Genomic DNA, 20,615 nt, shown 5'->3' with positions numbered 1-20,615 from the left:
AAGGGCTGTACGCCTTTTGCCGGTTATCCGATTATTTATCGTTCTGTTTTTTGTTTTCTTTTTCCATGAGCTTGAATCGCTTTAAATCGGATTCGCGAATAGGTGGTGTTTCTTTACGTATGATTTTAGTGAATGACCAAAGCATAATCATCAGCAATACCGTGAACGGCAAGGCGGATATCAAAGAAGCGGTTTGGAGTGCTCCCAGTCCACCGGCATACAGCAGGACTGCTGCAATTGCAGACATCAGCACCCCCCAAACAACTTTAAAGACTGTGGGTGGATTCAGGCTTCCGTAACTGGTCATCGACGCCAGAATATATGTAGCCGAGTCGGCAGAAGTCACGAGGAAGGTAAAGATCAGCAAGATTGCAAGAATAGACATGATGGGTGTGAACGGCAGCACTTCGAAAGTCTGGAACAATGCCGATGTCAGGTCGTTATCGACTGCTTCGGCAATTGCTGTTCCCTGGTTCAAATCGTACCAAAGTGCTGTGCCGCCGAAGACGGCGATCCAGACGCAGGCAATGGCCGGGGGAATGACAAGAACTCCCACGACAAATTCGCGGATGGTCCGCCCTTTGGACACGCGTGCAACAAACGCACCGACAAACGGAGACCAGGCAGTCGACCAGGCCCAATAGAAGATGGTCCAGCCCTGAACCCATTGGCCATCTTCATAAGGCTCAAGACGCAAACTGTAGGAGATGAATTTGGTGATGTAGTCACCGGTTGCTAAAGTGAAAGTCTCCATGATAAAGACGGTCGGCCCTGCAATAAAGACGAATACCATGAGGACCAAAGCCAAACCAAGGTTCAAGTTACTTAAGTATGCAATCCCTCTTTTTAGGCCGGTGGAAGAAGAGATGGTATAGGCGATGAACATGACAACGATAATCCCCAATTGTATCGGAAAGGCGTTTTCAATGCCGAATACCGCATTTAGCCCGCCGTTCATTTGAAGCACACCCAATCCGAGGGATGTGGCAATTCCCATGACTGTCGCAATGACGGCAAGGGAATCAATCGAGTGTTTGACTAAGGGTTTACTGCCAAGTACCGGCTCAAGGGCTGTAGAGACCAATCCCGGTTTTTCTTTGCGGAACTGGAGAAATCCGATGACAAGCCCGACAATGGCAAATACCGACCACTGGCTGATGCCCCAATGGAAAAATGAGTATCCCATGGCGACTCTTGCTGCTTCCGGCGTCTGTGCTTCATTGCCGAAAGGGGTGGTGAAAAAGTGGCTCATCGGTTCAGCTACGCCCCAGAACACAAGGCCAGCTCCGAAACCGGCAGAAAATAACATGCCGACCCATGTAAAGAATGGGAATTCCGGACGGTCATTGTCGGCGCCAAGACGGATGCTCCCATATTTGGATATTGCAATGACGATGAGGAAAAGTGTAATGATAAAGATGGCGAGCAAGTAGAACCAGCCGAAATTCAAGGTGGTGAAACTGAATAGACTTCCTGCTACTTCCCCGAATTGAATGGGTGTGACCGCGCCTAAAATAACAAGTACAAGAATGACGGCGGTGGATACTATAAATACGGGATTTAGAAACAGTTTTTTATCCATCGTGACCTCCTAGAAGATTTGATATAATTACCCTACCGAATATTCAGAAAAAAAACCACCCATTTTGGTAAAAAAATCAAATTTATTGTTAGAATAATCAGAAAATAGGGCAGGAGCTTTCTTTCCTCTGTAAAAAGGGAACACAGGAAACAATGGCGAACGATATAGCATGGCATAAAAAATAAGTGGGGTGCTTTATGAAGTTGGATCACATCGTTCATTTCGTCCGTCAAAGCCCGGTTGAGGCTTCGGCATACTGGAGCCGCAAAGGGTTTCATTCGGCTGTCGGAGGCCGGCACATAAAGTGGGGAACGCATAATGCGCTGCTGTATCTGAAAGATTGCTATATTGAATGGCTGGCAGTGGAAAAAGAAGAAATTGCACAGGGCGCTGAGCATCCGTTGACGCGATTGCTGCTGCATGACCAAGCAGGTTTTGGGACGATTTGTGTACGGACTACAACGATCGATAAGGTGAATGAAGACCTGCAAGAACGCGGAATTAAAACCTCTGGAGTACTGGATGCAGAACGCCGGACTGGAGCAGGACAACTGATTAAATGGAAAATGTTGTTCATCGAAGAAGTGGTATCAGCCCGGTTGCCTTCCCCATTTTTCATTGAATGGCAGGAAACCGATGAGCAGCGCTACGGGAAGTTGCGGGAGACTGGAGCTATTCAAGCGTCAAACGAACTATTGGCAATCGACCGTTGCGTTTTTGGCGTATGGAATCCGGAAGAAACGGCCAGTGCCTGGCGGAAGATTCTCGGCGGCAGCCTGGAATTGGATAATTGCCGCATCCAATTCAGAAAAACCGATCAGCCGCAGGAACGTTTGGAAGAAGTGCATTTTGCAGATGGCGACGACCCGGTGGAATTTGAGCAGGGGCGGTACTGGCTGCCCCGTCTGTAGTGGACAGTAGAGAAACTGTGGTAAAATGGAGAGATCGAATAGGAATTTTCCTTTCCTGAAATAGGAGGACAACATAAATGGATGAATTACACGAAAAAGCGGTCATTGTCGGTGTCCAGCTTCAAAAAGATCTGCACTTTGCATACGGAATGGAAGAACTGCATAACTTAGCGGAAGCCTGCAATGTGGAAGTGGTAGGGGAGATTACGCAAAATCTGGATCGCATCAACCCTTCCCATTATGTGGGAAGCGGAAAAGTAGAGGAAATCAAAGCTTTCTATGAAGAAGCGGATGCAAATCTGGTGATCTTCAATGATGAGTTGTCCCCCTCGCAGATTCGGAATCTGGAAGAAGACCTGGAATGTAAGGTGATTGACCGGACCATGCTGATTCTGGACATTTTTTCGCGGCGCGCAAAAACGCGTGAAGCACAGGTGCAGGTGGAATTGGCGCAGCTCCAATACATGCTGCCGCGTTTAATCGGCTTGCGTGCATCGCTTGGCCGCCAGGGAGGCAGCAGCAGCGGAGGCGTAGCCAACCGTGGTGCCGGAGAGACCAAGCTCGAGCTGGATCGCCGAAAAATCGAAGACCAGATTTCGAAGCTTCATAAAGAACTGGAGCACATCAAGGACCAGCGTGTCACGCAGCGCAAGCAGCGCACCAAAAAGGGCATGCCAGTCGTATCCTTGGTCGGCTACACGAACGCCGGGAAATCGACGGTGATGAATGGCTTGCTGGCGAAGACTGGCCAGAATGAAGAAAAACAGGTATTTGAAAAAGACATGCTGTTTGCTACATTAGAGACTTCTGTCCGCCAGATCCGTCTGGAAGACAATAAAAGCTTCCTGCTGACGGATACAGTCGGTTTTGTCAGCAAATTGCCGCATCACCTGGTAAAAGCTTTCCGCTCCACATTGGAAGAAGCCCGAAATGCCGATTTGCTGCTGCACGTCGTCGATGTTTCCAATGAAGAGTATCGCTATATGATGGAAGTGACCAATTTGACCTTGCAGGCTGTTGGAGTGGAAAATGTGCCGACCTTGTATGTCTACAATAAATCGGATTTGGCAGGAGTCCGCTATCCGGCCGTAAATGGTGATGGCTTATGGATTGCTGCAAAAGAAGGCAAGGGGCTCGATGAATTGCTGGAAGTCATCAAAAAACGGATTTTCGCCGATTATGTCACTTGCCGGATGGTCATCCCATTTGACCGCGGAGACATCGTCGCTTATCTGAACGAACAAGCCACTATTCTGGAAACGGAATACGAAGAAGAAGGCACCGTGTTGAAAGTGGAAATGAGCCATGCGGATTACGACCGCTACCAAGAGTTCGTCATCGGGAAATAGAAAGTCAAAAAGAGGCTGTCCCATAAGTCTCCAAAATAAAACCGCCGGAGAAAAATCAATGATTTTTCTCCGGCGGTTTTCGCTTTGTATGCGGTTTTCCTTGAAAGCAGTTTGCGGATGCCAGCTGTTTTCAGGAGATTATGTGGAGCTTTTTTGGATTTTATTTGAAAATAAGAATTGTTTTATTCCATTAATAGAGCTTACTTTCCAAGTTGGGTAGAATACAGTCCAACTATGAAAAATACGGTCCAAACGAATGAAATACGGTCCAAACTCGCCACAATACTGTCCGCGGGCTAAAATGCTTCCGGAATGTCGGAGTGGCCGTCTTTAAAACGGCCTTGATGGACCATTTTGGTGCCCGCTAAAAATTTCAAAGCGATCGACGGCGAAACGAGTCCAGCAACCTCCCTGAATTCCCGGTTGCTGATGGTCGTTTTAACCGATGTCCGGTATTGCAGCAATGCATTGAGATGAGTGAGCAGATCACACTAGCCGCAAGTTCCGAAGCGCCCTCTGCGCCGTCAGCAATTCAACTGAAGGATCAGGCATTCAGGACAGAGTCCACCTCTACTATAAAAAAATAGTAGGACAAACCAATGCCTTGGTTCGTCCTACTAATCTTAGTATCTTTTTGTTGGTGCGATTTCTTCGGTTCTTATTGCTGAAACTGGATGCGGTGAAGATTTGCGAAGATGCCGTCAGTTTCCAGCAATTCACTATAGCCGCCCTGCTCAGCAATCCCGTCTTCTGTCACGACGATCACGCGGTCAGCATCTCGGATTGTGGCGAGACGGTGGGCGATGATCAAAGTCGTGCGATCTTCTGCCAGTTCGGCTAATGCTTCTTGAATGACGCGCTCTGTTTGGGTATCGAGTGCCGAAGTGGCTTCATCCAATATCAGGATCGGTGGATTTTTCAGGAACATGCGGGCGATAGCCAGACGCTGTTTTTGGCCGCCGGACAGTTTCAATCCACGTTCTCCGATTTGTGTATCATAGCCCTGCGGCAATTTCCGGACGAAATCCTCTAAATGCGCTTTTTTGGCTGCTGCTAAAATTTCTTCTTCGCTGGCATGCCGTTTGCCGTAAGCAATGTTCTCGCGGATGGTTCCTGTAAATAGGAAGACATCCTGTTGGACGATGCCGATCTGGGAGCGCAACGAATGCATGGTCATGTCGCGGATATCCATGCCATCGATGGAAATGCTTCCCTGCTGAATGTCATAAAAGCGGGGGATCAACGAACAAATCGTCGTTTTTCCGGCGCCTGAAGGTCCCACAAACGCAACGGTTTCCCCGGCGCGCAATTTCAGGTTGATTCCTGATAAAACAGGTTTATTGTCATCATAGCCAAAATGGACATTGTTAAATGCAATATCTCCATTCAACTTTTCAACGGCTATGGCATCTTTGCGGTCATTGATGTCGGGTGCCTGTTCAATCAACTCGCGGAAACGGCCGAAACCAGCCATGCCTTTCGGATAAAGTTCGAGCAATGCACTGATCTTGTCGATCGGTTTGATCAAGACATTCAGGAATAGCACGAAACTGACAAGTTCCCCGTACGATAATTGGCCTTGGAAATTGAGCCATGCTCCATAAACCAGTACAACTAAAGTCAAAAGTCGTGTCATCATATAGATGCTTGAATGTGTAGCTGCCATGACTTTGTAAGCAACCATCTTCGCCAGGCGGAAACGGTCGTTATCTGATTTGAAGCGTTCGATTTCAAACTCTTCATTTGTAAAAGACTGTACGACGCGTGCGCCAGAGACGCTGTCTTCCACGCGGCCGTTGACGTCAGCGATTTTCCCGTACATGCTGCCCCAGGCATGGTTCATCTTGACGTTGCAGAATGTGATGAGCCAAACCAGGAACGGAATGACGATCAGCGTGACAAGGGCCAGTTTCGGATTGATCCAGAACATGATGCCGAAAGCCCCGAAAAACGTCATGATGGCGATGAAAAAATCTTCCGGCCCGTGGTGGGCAAGTTCGCCGATGTCGAACAAATCATTGGTGACACGGCTCATGATATGGCCGGTCTTGGTATTATCAAAAAAGCGGAAAGACTGTCTTTGGACGTGGGTGAACAGCTCTTCCCTCATATCTGTTTCGATATTGATGCCCAGCTTATGCCCCAAATAGCTGACGATATACTGTAAAAATGTACTCAAGAGGAAAACTGCCAGCAACAGAAAGCTGACCGTAGTGATGGTTCCCCAATTGCCGCTTGGCAGCAGATCATCTATAAACCATTGAACAGCTACCGGAAAGGCCAGTTCCAGGATGGCCACAAAGACGGCGCTGGAAAAATCAACGATAAACAGCCGTTTGTGCGGCTTATAGTACTTAAAAAATTGTTTTAATTTCAATAAATCCACCTCGTTTTTTTCTCACCATGAAAAGTATAATCGAAAGTGAAGAAATAAACGAATGGTATTTGGGTAAACAATGAATACGAAACCTTTTTCAAGGGTTTACGTAAATAGAAGAAGACCTGAAATGAATGGACTCTTTTAAATGCCAGTCCATTGATCGGCAAAACAATAAGCAAGTTAACGCAAATCGACAGGAGGGCGAATATTTTGAAGAAATGGATCATGTTCATGAGTACAGCCACTTTAGCCATTGGCCTCTCTGCTTGCAGCGAAACAGCGGAGCCTGCATCTGGAGATGAAGCTGCAAAAGGTGAAGACAGCGATTTGACAGCTGAAGAGGTGTATATGAAATCTGTGGAGGCTTCTGAAGGCATAACGGGCCTCCATGCGGATATCGTAACCGATCAGGTCATGGCGATGCAGCCGGATGGCATGGTGATCAATATGGAAGTGGATTCCGCTATGGATATGACGACTGAACCTTTGGCGTTCCATCAGACGGCAGAAACGTCGATTGTGTCTGAGGATATCGACAATGCCAATCCAATGACTATGGAAATGTATTTTACGGACCAGGGAATGTATATGTATGAAGAAACGATGGCGACCTGGCTGAAAATGCCGGATGAAAGCATTGAAGATTTAAAAGCGCTGGCTGACCAGCAGACAGCCGATCCTTCTCAACAACTTGAAGAACTGGCGGAATTCCAGGATGATTTCACATTTGAACAAACTGCGGATGAGTATATTTTGACGCTGGATGCCTCTGGAGAGAAATTCAAGGGGTTGATGGACCAACAGCTTGATAAAACATTGGGGCAAATGGAGATCGAAGCGCAGATGTCACTCGAAGACATGACTGTCCATTCGGTAAACTACATTCTTAACATCGATAAAGAAACATTTCTGACGAACAGCGTGGCTGTAAAAATAGATATGGATATGAATATAGAAGGCGACTTGATGAATATCAAATCAGATGTAGAGGCTGATTACAGCCAGTACAATGAAATCGAAGCCATCACCATACCTGCCGATGTGCTCGAGCAGGCACAGGAAATTGCAGGGTAATCGTACGGGATAACAAAGCAATTGATCAATCAGGATGAATAGAAGAGAAAACCGAGAGCGCGCCGCAGAGGTGTGCTCTTGTTTTGTATTCTGACTATTTGACGAACTTTTGACAATTGCCTTTTATTCTTATCTAAATGAAAATTATTCTCAATTATTCATTGACTCTTTTTCTCACCGTGCTATACTGAAATCTGTACGGCAGTGATAATGATTATCACTATCGAATAATCAATAATGTTTTATTGAGGACAGATGAGGGACAGTAATGAAGAAGCGTTATTTAATACCAACATTGATCATACTGTCAATCATTTCCTTGTTTGTCGGGGTCAGCAGCATCAGCATCGTTGATTTGCTTGACTTCCAATCGGAAGAGACACAGATATTCCTGATCAGCCGTCTGCCAAGGCTGGTCGCGATTTTGCTGGCGGGTGCAGGGATGAGTATGGCAGGACTCATCATGCAGCAGTTGAGCCGCAATAAGTTCGTGTCTCCGACGACGGCAGGTACACTTGACGCCACTCGGCTTGGGATTCTGGTGTCGATGCTGATGTTCGCAAACGCATCGATGCTGGAAAAAATGGCAGTGGCTTTCGCATTTGCGCTTGCCGGTACCTTCCTTTTCATGCAAATTCTAAATCGCATCAAATTTAAAGATGCCATATTCATTCCTTTGGTCGGTTTGATGTTCGGGAACATCCTGTCTTCCATCACAACGTTTTTCGCTTACCGGGCGGATGTTATCCAGAATATGTCCGCTTGGCTGCAAGGTGACTTTTCGATGGTCATGAAGGGGAGTTATGAACTTCTCTACATCAGCGTTCCGGTCTTTGTCATCGCCTATCTGTACGCCAACCGGTTTACGGTCGCGGGTATGGGTGAAGACTTCTCTAAAAATTTGGGGATGAAATACCGGAGTGTGGTCAACATCGGATTGGTGCTCGTGGCCTTAATTACCGCGACGGTTGTTTTGACGGTAGGGGTTATCCCGTTCCTCGGGTTGATCATTCCGAACATCGTATCGATTTTCAAAGGAGATCATCTACAAAAAACATTGCCGCATACAGCGATGCTTGGAGCTATTTTCTTGCTGGTGTGCGATATCTTGGGAAGAGTGATGATTTACCCGTATGAGATTTCCATCAGCTTGATGGTCGGCGTTATCGGAAGCTTTATTTTCCTCTTCTTGTTGTTTAGGAGGAAATCGTATGCGTGACTTACATAAAATGCTCATACTAATCGCATTGGCCTTAGCGGCTTGTGGAGTTTATCTGTTCCAGGACTTGAATGGCAGTTTTGATTACGCATTGCCAAGGCGCGGTGTTAAAGTGTTTGCTATGGTTTTGACGGGAGTTGCCATTGCTTACGCAACGGTCGTCTTCCAGACAATCACCCATAACCGAATACTGACGCCGAGTATCATGGGCTTGGATTCACTGTATATGCTGCTTCAGACTGTGCTGATTTTTTTCCTCGGTTCAGATCATATTACAATCGCAAACAAGCAAGTGAATTTCTTGCTGTCGATTGCTGTCATGGTAATCTTCGCTTTGTTATTCTACCGCTTGCTCTTCAAAAAGAACGATCGGCCGATCTACTTTCTCTTGTTGGTCGGCATCATTTGCGGAACATTTTTCAGCAGTATTACAACTTTCCTGCAAGTGCTGATCGACCCCAACGAATTTTCAATCATCCAGGACCGGATGTTTGCCAGCTTCAATAATGTCAATTCGGATTTGGTGTGGACCTCACTGGTCATCATCACGCTGCTGGTTGCGTTTGCCTGGAAACAAAATTCCTCTTTGGATGTCCTGACATTGGGGCGCGATACAGCAATCAATCTTGGCGTAAACTACGACGCATTGGTAAAACAAATGCTGGTGCTGTCGGCAGTCCTAATTGCAATTGCCACGGCGCTGGTCGGACCGATTACCTTTTTCGGTTTGATTGTCGCAAACTTATCCTATCAATTTTTCACTTCATATAAACATTCGGTTTTATTGACAGGGTCTATTGTCATCAGTGTAGTCGCCTTGGTCGGCGGCCAGTGGGTAGTGGAGCGGATCTTCACTTTCAATGCGACATTGAGCGTCATCATCAATTTCATCGGTGGAATTTATTTCATCTACCTACTATTAAAGGAGAGTCGATCTAAATGATCCAAGTTCGTGAATTGACAAAACTATACGGAAAAAAACAAGTTGTGGAAAATGTCTCTGTTGATATCCAGCGCGGTCAGATTACGTCCTTTATCGGACCGAACGGTGCGGGGAAATCCACACTGCTTTCCATGGTCAGCCGCCTGTTGGATGCGGATACCGGCGAAGTGCTCATTGATTCAACCAATACCAAGAAGTTGAAATCCAATGAGTTCTCTAAACGTGTATCGATCTTGAAGCAGTCCAACTATATGAATGTCCGTTTGACGATTCGCGAACTTGTCTCTTTTGGCCGCTTTCCTTATTCAAAAGGCCGTTTGAATGACGAAGATGAAAAAATGGTCGATCAGTCTATCGACTATATGGATTTGAAGGAAATGGAAGATTCGTATCTGGATGAACTTTCAGGTGGACAGCGCCAGCGTGCATTTATCGCGATGGTCATTGCGCAGGACACGGATTACATCCTGTTGGATGAACCGTTGAACAACCTGGATATGAAGCATTCGGTCCAAATTATGAAAATTTTGCGCCGTTTGGTCGACGATCTCGGCAAAACCGTGGTCATTGTCCTTCATGACATCAACTTCGCATCTGTCTATTCTGACCGCATTGTGGCCTTGAAAAATGGCCGCGTAGTGAAAGACGGAACAACAGAAGAAATCATCCAAAGTGCAGCATTAAAAGAAATCTATGATATGGATATTCCGATTCAGCAGATGAATGATTGCCGAATTTGTGTGTATTTCAATTCTTAAAAAAAGAGGAGCTCGAAGTAGAATGAAAAAATGGTTATTGGTAGCATTTACCCTTATGATGGTGGCTTTCCTTGCAGCTTGTGGAACAGCTGAAGAAACAACAGAATCCGATACAGCAACTGCTGAGGCGGAAGAAACAGAAGAAATGACGCTTGCGCACGAACTTGGTGAAACAACTTTCGACAAGAACCCTGAAAAAGTCGTGGTATTCGATTACGGCGTCCTTGATTCAATGGACAAATTAGGTGTTGAAGCTGTTGCTGGAGTTCCGCAGGAATCTTTGCCGGCTTACCTTGATAAATACGCTGACGTTGAGAAATATGAAAACGTCGGGACGTTAAAAGAAGCTGATTTTGAAGCAATCAATGCAATGGAGCCGGATTTGATCATCATCTCTGGACGCCAGGCTGAAATGTACCCTGAATTTCAAGAAATTGCTCCAACAATTCATATGGCTGTAGATACAGAAAATTATTTGGAATCATTCAAAGGGAACATGACCACTCTTGGCGAAATCTTCGGTAAAGAAGACCAAATCGTTGAAGAACTGGCAGCAATTGATGCGCAGATCGAAGAAGTGAAAGCGACAGTAAGCGAGTCTGATGAAAAAGCATTGATTGTTCTTGCTAACGAAGGAAAAGTAAGTGCTTATGGCGCTGCTTCACGCTTCGGCATCATCCATGACGTGTTTGGCGTGAAACAAGCCGACGAAGGCATCGAAGCTTCGACTCACGGGCAAAGCATTTCGTTTGAATACATTTTGGAAACCAACCCGGACATGATGTTCGTGGTTGATCGCAACGCTGCGGTTGGAAACGACGCAAGTGCTGCAGATTCTCTTGAAAATGAATTGGTTGAAAAAACCAATGCTGCTCAAAATGATAAAATCATCTACTTGGATCCGGACTTCTGGTACTTGTCAGGTGGCGGATTGCAGTCTGTCGCTCAAATGGTGACAGATGTACAATCTGCATTTGAATAAGGAGCAATCCTCGCTGATTGTTCGTTTTACATTCATGCTGTCAGATAGAGAAAGCGAACCTGTCATGGGTTCGTCTTTTTTTGTTTAATTTTATAGGTGGAAGAGAAAAGTGGTATATAATATTTGTGCAGGTTTTGCATAATTTGTATAGTAGTATAGATAGGCATAAGAAGCAGAAAATTAAAGAGATGGAAGTGAAAGAATGTTTTTGGCGTGGAACGAAATCATAAAAAATAAATTACGCTTTACGTTGATTATCGGTGTATTGATGCTTGTGGCTTATTTGGTGTTTTTCCTATCAGGACTGGCAAACGGTCTGGCAAGTTTAAATAGGGAAGCGGTGGACAAGTGGGATGCAGATGCAATCGTCCTGACAGAGGAAGCAGATCAAAGCCTGGTCCAGTCTTCTTTTTCCATTGACACCCTTGATAACATCGAAGCTGATGAAAAGGCTGTTCTTGGACAGCTCAACGCAATTGCGCAAACTGGTGGACAAAAAGCCAACGTTTCCATTTTTGGCATCAATAATGATGAATTCATCATGCCGGAAGTGATAGAAGGCGAAAAATTTACAGGTATTAATGAAGTGATTGCCGGAGATGCACTGAAGGACGATGGCTTTAAGCTGGGAGATACACTGAGCTTGTCATCAACGGATGAAACGCTGAAAATCGTTGGATTTACAGATGAAGCGCGTTTTAATGCAGCGCCTGTTCTTTATGCCGGCCTGGAGACATTCGAGCGTGTGAAGTTCGGCGAAGAAGCAGCGGGGAATGAAAGCCAGATCAGTGGCATTGCTATACGGACTGCCGATATTTCGGCTGTTACAGATGAGGAAGACCTTGCAGTAATTGAGACGGAGACGTTCATTGAAAGCCTTCCGGGGTATACCGAACAAAGCCTGACATTGAACTTTATGATCTACTTCCTGTTCGCTATCTCATCAGTGATTGTGGCGATTTTCCTCTACGTGCTGACAGTTCAGAAAATCAGCATGTTCGGCGTCATGAAAGCGCAAGGGATTCCGAGTGCTTATCTGGCTCGCTCGGTCATTGCGCAAACATCCATTCTGGCCGCGATTGGTGTAGTTGTAGGTCTTGGATTAACGCTTCTGACAGGAGCTTTCCTCCCGAGTGCGGTACCGGTGTCGTTTGATATTCCAACGATGCTGATCTACGGAGTGGTGCTGATTGTGGTGGCTATTTTGGGCGCCGTATTCTCTGTGTTGACGATAGTGAAAATTGATCCATTAAAAGCGATTGGAGGTTGAATCATGGCGGTATTGGAAATGAACCGGGTGAAAAAAACATTCGGGACGGGACATAAGAAAGTGGATGCATTGAAAGAAACGAATTTTCGTGCAGAACAAGGAGAGCTGATTGCTGTAATTGGGCCTTCAGGTTCCGGGAAGAGCACGTTTTTAACGATTGCTGGAGGGCTGTTATCTCCGACAAATGGAGATATTCTGATCAATGACACAAACATCGCCACGTTAAATGAAAAGCAACTTTCAAAAATCCGTTTAAAGGAAATCGGTTTTATTCTGCAGGCTTCAAATTTGGTGCCATTTCTGACAGTGGAAAAGCAATTGAAGCTATTGGACAAAGTGAAAAAAGATAATATGGATAAAGAGCAGCTTGAGCAGCTTTACAAAGACCTGGGGATTGGGGATCTCCGCAGCAAATATCCGTCAGATTTGTCGGGAGGAGAACGTCAGCGGGTGGCAATCGCTAAAGCTTTGTACAGCAATCCATCCATCATTCTGGCGGATGAGCCGACAGCTTCTCTGGACTCCGACCGTGCCTATGAAGTAATGGAGTTATTGAAGGAAGAAACTAAAAACAAAAAAACAACAACGATTGTGGTGACGCACGATATTCGCCTGGTCGATTATTGTGATAAGGTGTATAAAATGGTCGATGGTGTGCTGGAGTTGCAGTAAACCGGAAGTTGGCCGAGTCCGTTTGCCGGTATGGCAGGCGGGCTTTTCATTTTGCTTATGATAAACTAGAGGTAATGATGAAAGAGGGTGGATCTCGTGAAGCGTCTTTTTTATCCGTTGGCAGTAGCGGCTTTGCTTGGTTTTTTTGCCATACTCGTAAATTACTCAAGTGAATCCATTGTTCGGATCGATCGGTCGGCTGCAGAACTATTGGGTGGCAGAACCCTGCTCGACAGCATGTCGTTTATCGCTGAACCGTGGATGATTTTTACGGTCAGCCTCCTGCTGCTCGTCTACCTTTGGCTGTTCCGGAAGGATTACCGGGGAATGCTGTTCGTCTTTTTGGCTGTGGGTGTCGGAAATGTTCTGAATCAGTTGATGAAAGAATGGTTCGAGCGTCCGCGTCCGGAATTGCCGCATAGTCTGGAGTCTTTCAGTTTCCCATCCAATCACGCGATGGTCGGCTTGTTGTACCTCTTTACGCTGGCCTATTTCCTGTCAGAGGCAAGCTCCTCGCGAACAAGGAAGACGGCAATTTGGGTTGTGGCTGTCACGTTGACTTTGTTCGTCGCATTGTCCAGGGTGGCGGGGGGAGAACATTACTTTTCTGATGTAGCTGCCGGGTTATTTGCGGGTTATGCGTGGTTTGTTGGAGTGGCTGTCTGGTATGAAATACGCGAGCGTCTGTTTCGTAAAAGAACGAGCATTGAAAAAGAAGAGGAGTTCCTGGACTGACCAGGAACTCCTCTTCTTTTTCTTTGTTCAGGAAATCGATTTTCGGGAAGCGGGTGCTTCTCCAAGCTGGTTCAACCGGTGCGCAAACGAATCGTTGCGTCCTGTCGGTGAACCATGCAGAACGTCCTGCATGGAATAAGCTTGTGAGCCATGCTCTGAAAAGTCCAAGCCTGCTTCTTCGTCTTCTGCTGTGACTCTTAGCGGTACAATGCTGCCGACGGCGAACAGCACCAATCCGGTTGAGACCGAAGCCCATGCAATTACGGCAAGGACGCCAACTGCCTGGATGCCAAGAATTTCCGCACCGCCTCCGTAAAGCAATCCACCGGTAGTATCAAACAAGCCGATTGCAAGCGTCCCCCAGATACCTGCAATACCGTGAACGGAAATAGCTCCGACCGGATCATCGACACGAATTTTAGAATCCAGCAAGCGGATAGCTTCGGTCATGACAACCCCGGCTATCAATCCAATAGCGAGAGCGCCGACAAGGGAAACGTTCGCCGCTCCTGCTGTAATGCCGACGAGGCCGGCAAGTGCGCCGTTCATCGTCAGGGAAGCATCGATGCGGCCATAGCGCAACCGTGTATATCCAGCTGTGGCAATAACTCCCGCAGAAGCTGCCAATAAGGTATTGGCGATGACCGGAGGCACTAGGGCGGGGTCGGCTGCCAAGGTACTGCCGCCATTAAACCCGAACCATCCCAGCCAAAGGATGAAAACACCTAATGCACCCAGTGGCAAACTGTGGCCTGGAATTGTATTGACGGATTTTCCGCTGTACTTGCCGAGGCGAGGGCCGATTTTCCAAGCTGCTACAAATGCGGCAACTGCACCGGTTAAATGCACCACCGTGGATCCGGCAAAATCAATAAAGCCGATCTGTGACAACCAACCGCCTCCCCATACCCAATGTCCGACAATCGGATAAATGATGGCAGTCATGGCGATGGTCAACAGGATGTATGCGGACAAGTTCATCCGTTCAGCTACAGCCCCGGAAATGATAGTTGCACATGTGGCTGCGAAAACAGCCTGGAAAACAAAAAATCCGATGTCTTCAACGCCTGTTAGCGCAAATCCTTCTGTGCCAATCAATCCGAAAGAAGAAGGGCCAAACATAAGAGCGTATCCGACGATGAAATAAAGAATCGACCCGAGTGAAACGGTGATCATGTTTTTCATTAAAATATTCAAGGTGTTTTTAGAGCGTGTAAATCCTGACTCCACCATGGCGAATCCCGCATGCATAAAAAATACTAGCATAGCCCCGAGCATCACCCATATCATATCTACTGAACTTTGAACTGCTTCCATCCAATCTCCTCCTTATCCAATCGCGACTGTGCCGCGTTCTTTTGTTCTGATTCGTATAGCTTCCTCTACCGGCAAAATGAAAATCTTACCATCTCCAACTTGTCCAGTTGAAGCGTATTCCAACAAAGCCTGAATGATATCTTCGACCTTATGGTCATCCACCACCATCTCTAATTTTAACTTTGGAGAAAATTCCATTGTGTAGGCGTTGCCGCGGAATAACCCGACTCGGCCTTCCTGCTTTCCGATTCCAGCAATTTCCGTTACACTCAAACCGTCTATTCCTTCAAGTGCCAGAGCTTGGCGAACGTCTGCGAAAACGGATGGCCGAATAATCGTTTCAATCTTTTTCATGTTTTCTCCTCCTTGATGTTAGGTTTGTTAACATATTAATCTATATTTTCTGATAATGCAAGAGTTATTTTCAATTCATGTTAGATTTCCTTACATGATAAAAATTAATAGAGGTGAATCTATAATGTATAGAATTTCAGAAGAACTAGCTGCTTTAGGAAAGCGGCGAATCGAAGGGCATTCGGTCGAAGGCTTTGTATGGGGGAGCGGTCCTAAAAATCCGGCGATTATGCTGGTGGGGGAAGCGCCAGGAGAGAGTGAAGTGGAGATCGGCATCCCTTTTACAGGAAGGGCGGGTAAAGAGTTGATGGCTTCTCTTGAGAGTATCGGTTTGGCAAGAGAAGATGTCTATATTACAAGTGCGGTTCGAAGCAGGCCTTATAAATGGGCGGCGAAAACAAAGCGCAACGGAGAAATTATTGAAAGAAAATACAACAGGACACCGAACAAAAAAGAAATTATTGCGCATGCGCCGATATTGGATACGGAGATTCGGGATGTCCGCCCTCCATTGATTGTGACACTGGGAAATATCGGTCTTCAGCGATTGGTCGGCCAGAAGGCAAAAGTCACGGAACTTCATGGAGTCTTGATGGAGACGCCGATTTTATATTGGGACGAAGAAGAAGGGGGCTTTAAAGAAACTGCTGAAGTTTATCATATTTTCCCCACTTTCCATCCGGCCAGCGTTTTTTATAATCCATCTGTCCGAGCCTTGAAAGACGCAGATTGGCGAAAGCTGAAAGAACTTTTGGGCGAGCGAAATAAATAAATAGTAGAAAGTCTTTCCTTATTAAAAAAAGTTGCACAAAGGAAACTTTCGCTGTACAATAACCATATTCACTAGAATTGGAAAGAAGGCATGTCTATGGATAGTACAGTCTTATTTGCGCTTGGATTAACTCTTTTTGCTGGCTTGGCTACCGGAATCGGCAGTCTCATCGCATTTTTTGCATCCCGTACCAATACAAAATTCCTGTCGATCTCGTTAGGTTTTTCGGCAGGAGTGATGATTTATGTTTCCTTAATTGAAATCTTTGTTAAAGCAAAAGATTCTTTGACGAATGCCCATGGCGAAAGCATGGGGTACTGGCTAACGCTGGTTGGTTTTTTCGGCGGAATGGTTTTCATGGCGGTATTGGATCGGATCCTTCCCCAACTTGGGAATCCGCATGAAGTCAAAACGGTGGAAGATATGGACGAAGGCCCAACCAACGATGAATATGCCCGGCTTCGAAAGATGGGTATGTTTACAGCCCTGGCGATTGGTATCCACAACTTTCCTGAAGGGATTGCGACATTCATGTCGGCCATGCAGGATCCGGCTCTCGGGATCGCCATCGCTATTGCAGTAGCCATCCACAATATTCCGGAGGGAATCGCTGTGTCCGTTCCAATTTATTATGCAACCGGCAGCCGGAAAAAAGCGTTTAAATACAGTTTTTTATCGGGTATTTCAGAGCCGGTCGGAGCCATCGCTGCATGGCTGTTCCTAATGCCTTTTCTCAGCGATACATTATTTGGAATCGTATTCGCAGGCGTAGCGGGTATTATGGTGTTCATCTCATTGGATGAACTATTGCCTGCTGCAAAACGCTATGACGAAGCACATCTGTCCATCTATGGATTGGTTGCCGGCATGGCGGTGATGGCTGTCAGCCTGGTATTGATCGTCTAGTATTGAAACTTTTAGCCTCCTCTTCTCGTATTAGAGAAAAAGGGGGTTTTTTCTATGGATATCAAACGTATTGAACAGACTTTCTCGGACGTGTCGAAAACAGCAGGGTGGGCAGTAGACAAGCGGATTGCGTTGGCTGTCACCAATCTATACTTATCGCATGAACAAACTTTTAATGCGAAAGCGCATGAAGCCGCAGTTGAAATCATCAAAAAGAATGAAGGCTGGACCTCGCCATTGCGCTCGCATCTGCTTCACATAGCCGCAGCTTTTATGGTGATCAAAGAAGGGGATGTGGAGAACTCGCTGGAGCTGGTCAATCAAAACCAAAAAGAATTGAATAACGCGGGATTCTGGAAAACTTCCTATACCTATTTGGGGGCTTTGCTGATGAAAAACCCGGAACAAGCAGAGCGGTCAAAGAAATTATATGAAGAGATGAAAAAGCACCATAAGTTCCTGACATCAAACGAAGACATCCCTTACGCAGTGCTATTGAGCAGTAGAGAAGGAGCGCTTGAAGAGCGAGCGGCGACAATGAATATGTATTACCGCGATTTACGCGAACAGGGATTCACCATGGGCAATGACCTCCAATGGCTGTCTCAAATCATGACTTTTGATTCTCCGGACTATGATCCGGAAATGGTGGGCAGGGTTTTGGCTATCCAGCAATTTTTTAAAGAGGAGAAAATTAAAATCCGTTTGGCGCAGTATCCGGTTCTTGGTTTTTTGGCGGTGACGCAGGTAGATGGCGAAGCATTACAGGAAATTGCAGAGAATACACGTGAATTGGAAAAAAATAAAATTTTCCGTTGGTACAAGGACATGGCTTTTTCCACAGCTGTGCAGCAAACGATGGCCGATAACATTGACGCCCAGGATATCTCTGCCATGGCTTTTTCTACATCACTGGAAACCTTGATGCAAGCACAGCAGGCAGCGATGATGGTCAGCATTAATGCGGCCGTGATTTCATCGACCAGTAATTCGTCTGGCTGAACGGGAGGCGTAAACTTTTTAGGCCTAATCCACCCGCTTTCATTTATTTGAAAAAACAGACTTTAATCCGCAGCTTGTCACTATTCTGACTACAGCGTATAGTTGTGTAAAGATGAAACTATACATGTGTCAAGACAAGGAGAATGGCGATGTCTATTGTAGCGGAGAAAAATTCGAGTTCGATTTCAAGAAATAAATTATTGTGGGTCGCGGGATTGGGGTGGCTCTTTGATGCAATGGATGTCGGAATTTTAGCGTTTGTTATCGCGGCATTGCATGTGGACTGGGGACTGACTTCCAGTCAAATGGGCTGGATCGGCAGCGTCAACTCAATTGGTATGGCGGTCGGTGCGTTCGTCTTTGGCATCTATGCGGACCGTGTGGGCAGGAAGAAGATATTCATCATCACCTTGCTGCTATTTTCAATTGCCAGCGGCCTTTCTGCCTTTACGACGACACTCGCGGCGTTTATGATCCTGCGGTTTTTTGTTGGAATGGGGCTGGGCGGAGAATTGCCAGTTGCGTCTACTTTGGTATCAGAAAGTGTGCCGGCAAAAGAGCGTGGGCGCGTCGTCGTCCTGCTGGAAAGCTTTTGGGCAGCCGGATGGCTGGTGGCTGCAATTATTTCGTATTTCATCATTCCGTCTTTCGGATGGCGCATCGCATTGCTGCTGACCGCATTGCCGGCACTTTATGCATTGTATCTTCGCATCAATCTGCCGGATTCCCCGCAGTTTTCCGCTAAAAAGGATGTACTGCGGTCGGTTTCCACAAATATTAAAGAAGTCTGGTCCAAAAAATACAGACGGCCTACTGTGATGCTGTGGATCGTCTGGTTTACAGTGGTCTTTTCGTATTATGGAATGTTCTTATGGCTGCCAAGCGTTATGGTGCTTAAAGGATTCACACTTATCCAAAGCTTCCAGTATGTCTTGATTATGACCCTGGCTCAATTGCCAGGATATTTCTCTGCAGCTTGGCTTATCGAGCGTGCCGGAAGGAAGTTTGTATTGGTCACCTATTTGATCGGAACAGCTGGCAGCGCTTTGGCGTTCGGGAATGCGGATACCATCACTTTGTTGATCGTTGCTGGGGCTTTCCTGTCTTTCTTCAACTTGGGTGCTTGGGGAGCGTTGTATGCTTACTCTCCGGAACAGTATCCAACGGTTATCCGGGGTACCGGTACGGGCATGGCTGCATCTTTTGGCCGTATCGGCGGGGTTCTTGGTCCGCTTCTGGTCGGTTCGATGTTGACGGCCGGTATCGGCATCAACATAATCTTCGGGATCTTCTGTGTCTCTATCCTTATTGGAGCCATGGCCGTGGCATTTCTTGGAACTGAGACAAAACAAATGGAATTGGAATAGAACCGAGCGCAAAAACAACGCACCCGATACGAGTTCGGGGACGTTGTTTTTTTGTTAAAGAAATGACGGATATAAGCAGGAGATTTTCCATAATATAGCTAATAATATAGGATGAGGAATTAAGACGGAAATGGACGTGGGAAAATGGAATTGCTTATCTACTCGGATTCAGCAGTTTTTTCGGAAAAAGTGTCACCCTTGCTGTACCGAAATGAAGACATTCATAGTTTGTTCCTGGGCGTGCTCGGGCAAATACAAGCAAATCAGTATGAGGATTATTTTTTGGCCCTTGCAGAAACGGAAGGTGAAATTGTAGCTGCTTGCTTGATGACGCCGCCTCACGCTCTGCAATTGGTGGTGTTTCGGGACCTTCCGGGCATTGAAGAAGAAGTTGCCGGACATTTACAGAATCTGGGGATTGAAGTCAGCGGGATTGTCGGCGAACAGGAAACATGCCGCCTCTTTGCGGAAGCTTGGATCCGCGAGACGGATGAGCAGGTGAAAGTATTAATGGACCAGGGCCTTTACCGTATTGATGCGGTCAATAAAGGGCTGAAGAAGAGCGAAGGGACCTGGTGGGTTGCCAGTAAAAAACATGCAGAAATCCTGGAGGAATGGTACAGGCTGTTTGAAGAGGAAACAGGACTTGGCCGACGCTCTACAAAGGCGGAAGCTACGCACCGGATTGCTGACTTTTTGGAAAGGAAGGAAGTCTACGTATGGGAAGTCGATGGAGTGGCTGTCTCCTGCATGAAGAAATCGCGTCCTTCCAAAAACGGCATAACGGTATCCTTTGTATTTACGCCAAAGGGTCAGCGGGGAAAAGGGTACGCACGGACGCTGGTAGCAGAAGTGACAGACGAGCTGCTGCTGGAGTATGATTTCGTAGTGCTCTATACTGATCTCAGCAATGCTACGGCCAATAAAATCTACAGGGAAATCGGCTACGAGCAGATTGCCAATCCGGTTCACCTTGTGTTTGAACAACAATAATTCGCTGGTAAAGCTTTTCAGGAGTAAAA

Annotated in this window: 19 protein-coding genes; 15 read left to right on the top strand and 4 right to left on the bottom strand. The window is 46.4% G+C overall.

Annotation, left to right across the window (positions count from 1 at the left end):
• Positions 1–31 precede the first annotated feature (31 nt).
• Positions 32–1,582, bottom strand: coding sequence for a BCCT family transporter (locus AC1MEO_RS11000; RefSeq protein ID WP_480330334.1), 1,551 nt, complete (start codon positions 1,580–1,582; stop codon positions 32–34).
• 197 nt (positions 1,583–1,779) lie between these two features.
• Here AC1MEO_RS11000 and AC1MEO_RS10995 point away from each other — a divergent pair, with 197 nt between their 5' ends.
• Both AC1MEO_RS10995 and hflX read left to right on the top strand, forming a co-directional pair.
• Positions 1,780–2,493, top strand: a complete 714-nt coding sequence (locus tag AC1MEO_RS10995) for a VOC family protein (RefSeq protein WP_480330332.1) — start codon at positions 1,780–1,782, stop codon at positions 2,491–2,493.
• Between the two features lie 77 nt (positions 2,494–2,570).
• Positions 2,571–3,842, top strand: a complete 1,272-nt coding sequence (gene hflX / locus AC1MEO_RS10990) for a GTPase HflX (protein ID WP_480330330.1) — start codon at positions 2,571–2,573, stop codon at positions 3,840–3,842.
• A gap of 658 nt (positions 3,843–4,500) precedes the next feature.
• Here the strand turns inward: hflX and AC1MEO_RS10985 are convergent.
• Positions 4,501–6,219 (bottom strand): ABC transporter ATP-binding protein, encoded by a 1,719-nt coding sequence (locus AC1MEO_RS10985; RefSeq protein WP_480330328.1) that lies wholly within the window; start codon positions 6,217–6,219, stop codon positions 4,501–4,503.
• Between the two features lie 213 nt (positions 6,220–6,432).
• Here AC1MEO_RS10985 and AC1MEO_RS10980 point away from each other — a divergent pair, with 213 nt between their 5' ends.
• From AC1MEO_RS10980 to AC1MEO_RS10945, 8 genes are all read left to right on the top strand, one after another.
• Entirely contained in the window at positions 6,433–7,296 is an 864-nt protein-coding gene (locus tag AC1MEO_RS10980; RefSeq protein WP_480330326.1) for a DUF6612 family protein, read from the top strand.
• 268 nt (positions 7,297–7,564) lie between these two features.
• Positions 7,565–8,515 carry an ABC transporter permease gene (locus tag AC1MEO_RS10975; RefSeq protein ID WP_480330324.1) on the top strand — a complete coding sequence of 317 codons (951 nt, stop codon included), beginning with the start codon at positions 7,565–7,567 and terminating at the stop codon, positions 8,513–8,515.
• The gene (locus AC1MEO_RS10970; protein ID WP_480330322.1) at positions 8,508–9,458 is read left to right on the top strand and encodes an iron chelate uptake ABC transporter family permease subunit; all 951 of its coding nucleotides are present in this window, start codon (positions 8,508–8,510) and stop codon (positions 9,456–9,458) included. The genes AC1MEO_RS10975 and AC1MEO_RS10970 overlap by 8 nt, the downstream gene beginning before the upstream one ends.
• A complete protein-coding gene (locus AC1MEO_RS10965) occupies positions 9,455–10,216 on the top strand; it encodes an iron ABC transporter ATP-binding protein (RefSeq protein ID WP_480330320.1) in 762 nt (253 codons plus the stop codon). Before AC1MEO_RS10970 ends, AC1MEO_RS10965 begins: the two co-directional genes overlap by 4 nt.
• Before the next feature lie 22 nt (positions 10,217–10,238).
• Complete coding sequence (locus tag AC1MEO_RS10960) at positions 10,239–11,198, top strand: siderophore ABC transporter substrate-binding protein (RefSeq protein WP_480330318.1); 960 nt, start codon at positions 10,239–10,241, stop codon at positions 11,196–11,198.
• Positions 11,199–11,400: 202 nt separating this feature from the next.
• Positions 11,401–12,468 carry an ABC transporter permease gene (locus AC1MEO_RS10955; RefSeq protein ID WP_480330316.1) on the top strand — a complete coding sequence of 356 codons (1,068 nt, stop codon included), beginning with the start codon at positions 11,401–11,403 and terminating at the stop codon, positions 12,466–12,468.
• A 3-nt stretch (positions 12,469–12,471) separates the two neighbouring features.
• A complete protein-coding gene (locus AC1MEO_RS10950; protein WP_480330314.1) occupies positions 12,472–13,140 on the top strand; it encodes an ABC transporter ATP-binding protein in 669 nt (222 codons plus the stop codon).
• A 96-nt stretch (positions 13,141–13,236) separates the two neighbouring features.
• A complete protein-coding gene (locus AC1MEO_RS10945; RefSeq protein ID WP_480330312.1) occupies positions 13,237–13,875 on the top strand; it encodes a phosphatase PAP2 family protein in 639 nt (212 codons plus the stop codon).
• A 27-nt stretch (positions 13,876–13,902) separates the two neighbouring features.
• Here AC1MEO_RS10945 and AC1MEO_RS10940 read toward each other — a convergent pair whose 3' ends face one another.
• On the bottom strand, positions 13,903–15,192 hold the full coding sequence (locus AC1MEO_RS10940; RefSeq protein WP_480330310.1) for an ammonium transporter: 1,290 nt from the start codon (positions 15,190–15,192) through the stop codon (positions 13,903–13,905).
• 12 nt (positions 15,193–15,204) lie between these two features.
• Positions 15,205–15,546, bottom strand: a complete 342-nt coding sequence (locus tag AC1MEO_RS10935; protein ID WP_480330308.1) for a P-II family nitrogen regulator — start codon at positions 15,544–15,546, stop codon at positions 15,205–15,207.
• Positions 15,547–15,670: 124 nt separating this feature from the next.
• On the opposite strand from AC1MEO_RS10935, the gene AC1MEO_RS10930 reads away from it, so the two are divergent.
• The 5 genes from AC1MEO_RS10930 (at position 15,671) to AC1MEO_RS10910 (ending at position 20,586) form a co-directional block, all read left to right on the top strand.
• Complete coding sequence (locus tag AC1MEO_RS10930) at positions 15,671–16,318, top strand: uracil-DNA glycosylase (protein ID WP_480330306.1); 648 nt, start codon at positions 15,671–15,673, stop codon at positions 16,316–16,318.
• Between the two features lie 96 nt (positions 16,319–16,414).
• Positions 16,415–17,224 carry a zinc transporter ZupT gene (gene zupT / locus AC1MEO_RS10925; RefSeq protein WP_480330304.1) on the top strand — a complete coding sequence of 270 codons (810 nt, stop codon included), beginning with the start codon at positions 16,415–16,417 and terminating at the stop codon, positions 17,222–17,224.
• A 54-nt stretch (positions 17,225–17,278) separates the two neighbouring features.
• On the top strand, positions 17,279–18,226 hold the full coding sequence (locus tag AC1MEO_RS10920) for a DUF4003 family protein (RefSeq protein WP_480330302.1): 948 nt from the start codon (positions 17,279–17,281) through the stop codon (positions 18,224–18,226).
• 149 nt (positions 18,227–18,375) lie between these two features.
• The gene (locus AC1MEO_RS10915) at positions 18,376–19,593 is read left to right on the top strand and encodes an MFS transporter (RefSeq protein WP_480330300.1); all 1,218 of its coding nucleotides are present in this window, start codon (positions 18,376–18,378) and stop codon (positions 19,591–19,593) included.
• 144 nt (positions 19,594–19,737) lie between these two features.
• Positions 19,738–20,586, top strand: a complete 849-nt coding sequence (locus tag AC1MEO_RS10910) for a GNAT family N-acetyltransferase (protein WP_480330298.1) — start codon at positions 19,738–19,740, stop codon at positions 20,584–20,586.
• The last annotated feature ends 29 nt before the right edge of the window (positions 20,587–20,615 follow it).

This window comes from Planococcus sp. BI3 (genome assembly GCF_056680115.1).
Note: the sequence above shows the minus strand (reverse complement) of the source record. Positions and strands in the feature narration are given on the sequence as shown.

Coding starts and splice junctions, on each gene's coding strand:
- hflX (WP_480330330.1), top strand. CDS start 2,571: ATGGATGAATTACACGAAAAAGCGGTCATTGTCGGTGTCCAGCTTCAA.
- AC1MEO_RS10950 (WP_480330314.1), top strand. CDS start 12,472: ATGGCGGTATTGGAAATGAACCGGGTGAAAAAAACATTCGGGACGGGA.
- AC1MEO_RS10910 (WP_480330298.1), top strand. CDS start 19,738: ATGGAATTGCTTATCTACTCGGATTCAGCAGTTTTTTCGGAAAAAGTG.
- AC1MEO_RS11000 (WP_480330334.1), bottom strand. CDS start 1,582: ATGGATAAAAAACTGTTTCTAAATCCCGTATTTATAGTATCCACCGCC.
- AC1MEO_RS10935 (WP_480330308.1), bottom strand. CDS start 15,546: ATGAAAAAGATTGAAACGATTATTCGGCCATCCGTTTTCGCAGACGTT.
- AC1MEO_RS10940 (WP_480330310.1), bottom strand. CDS start 15,192: ATGGAAGCAGTTCAAAGTTCAGTAGATATGATATGGGTGATGCTCGGG.
- AC1MEO_RS10965 (WP_480330320.1), top strand. CDS start 9,455: ATGATCCAAGTTCGTGAATTGACAAAACTATACGGAAAAAAACAAGTT.
- AC1MEO_RS10915 (WP_480330300.1), top strand. CDS start 18,376: ATGTCTATTGTAGCGGAGAAAAATTCGAGTTCGATTTCAAGAAATAAA.
- AC1MEO_RS10920 (WP_480330302.1), top strand. CDS start 17,279: ATGGATATCAAACGTATTGAACAGACTTTCTCGGACGTGTCGAAAACA.
- AC1MEO_RS10975 (WP_480330324.1), top strand. CDS start 7,565: ATGAAGAAGCGTTATTTAATACCAACATTGATCATACTGTCAATCATT.
- AC1MEO_RS10955 (WP_480330316.1), top strand. CDS start 11,401: ATGTTTTTGGCGTGGAACGAAATCATAAAAAATAAATTACGCTTTACG.
- zupT (WP_480330304.1), top strand. CDS start 16,415: ATGGATAGTACAGTCTTATTTGCGCTTGGATTAACTCTTTTTGCTGGC.
- AC1MEO_RS10970 (WP_480330322.1), top strand. CDS start 8,508: ATGCGTGACTTACATAAAATGCTCATACTAATCGCATTGGCCTTAGCG.
- AC1MEO_RS10995 (WP_480330332.1), top strand. CDS start 1,780: ATGAAGTTGGATCACATCGTTCATTTCGTCCGTCAAAGCCCGGTTGAG.
- AC1MEO_RS10960 (WP_480330318.1), top strand. CDS start 10,239: ATGAAAAAATGGTTATTGGTAGCATTTACCCTTATGATGGTGGCTTTC.
- AC1MEO_RS10930 (WP_480330306.1), top strand. CDS start 15,671: ATGTATAGAATTTCAGAAGAACTAGCTGCTTTAGGAAAGCGGCGAATC.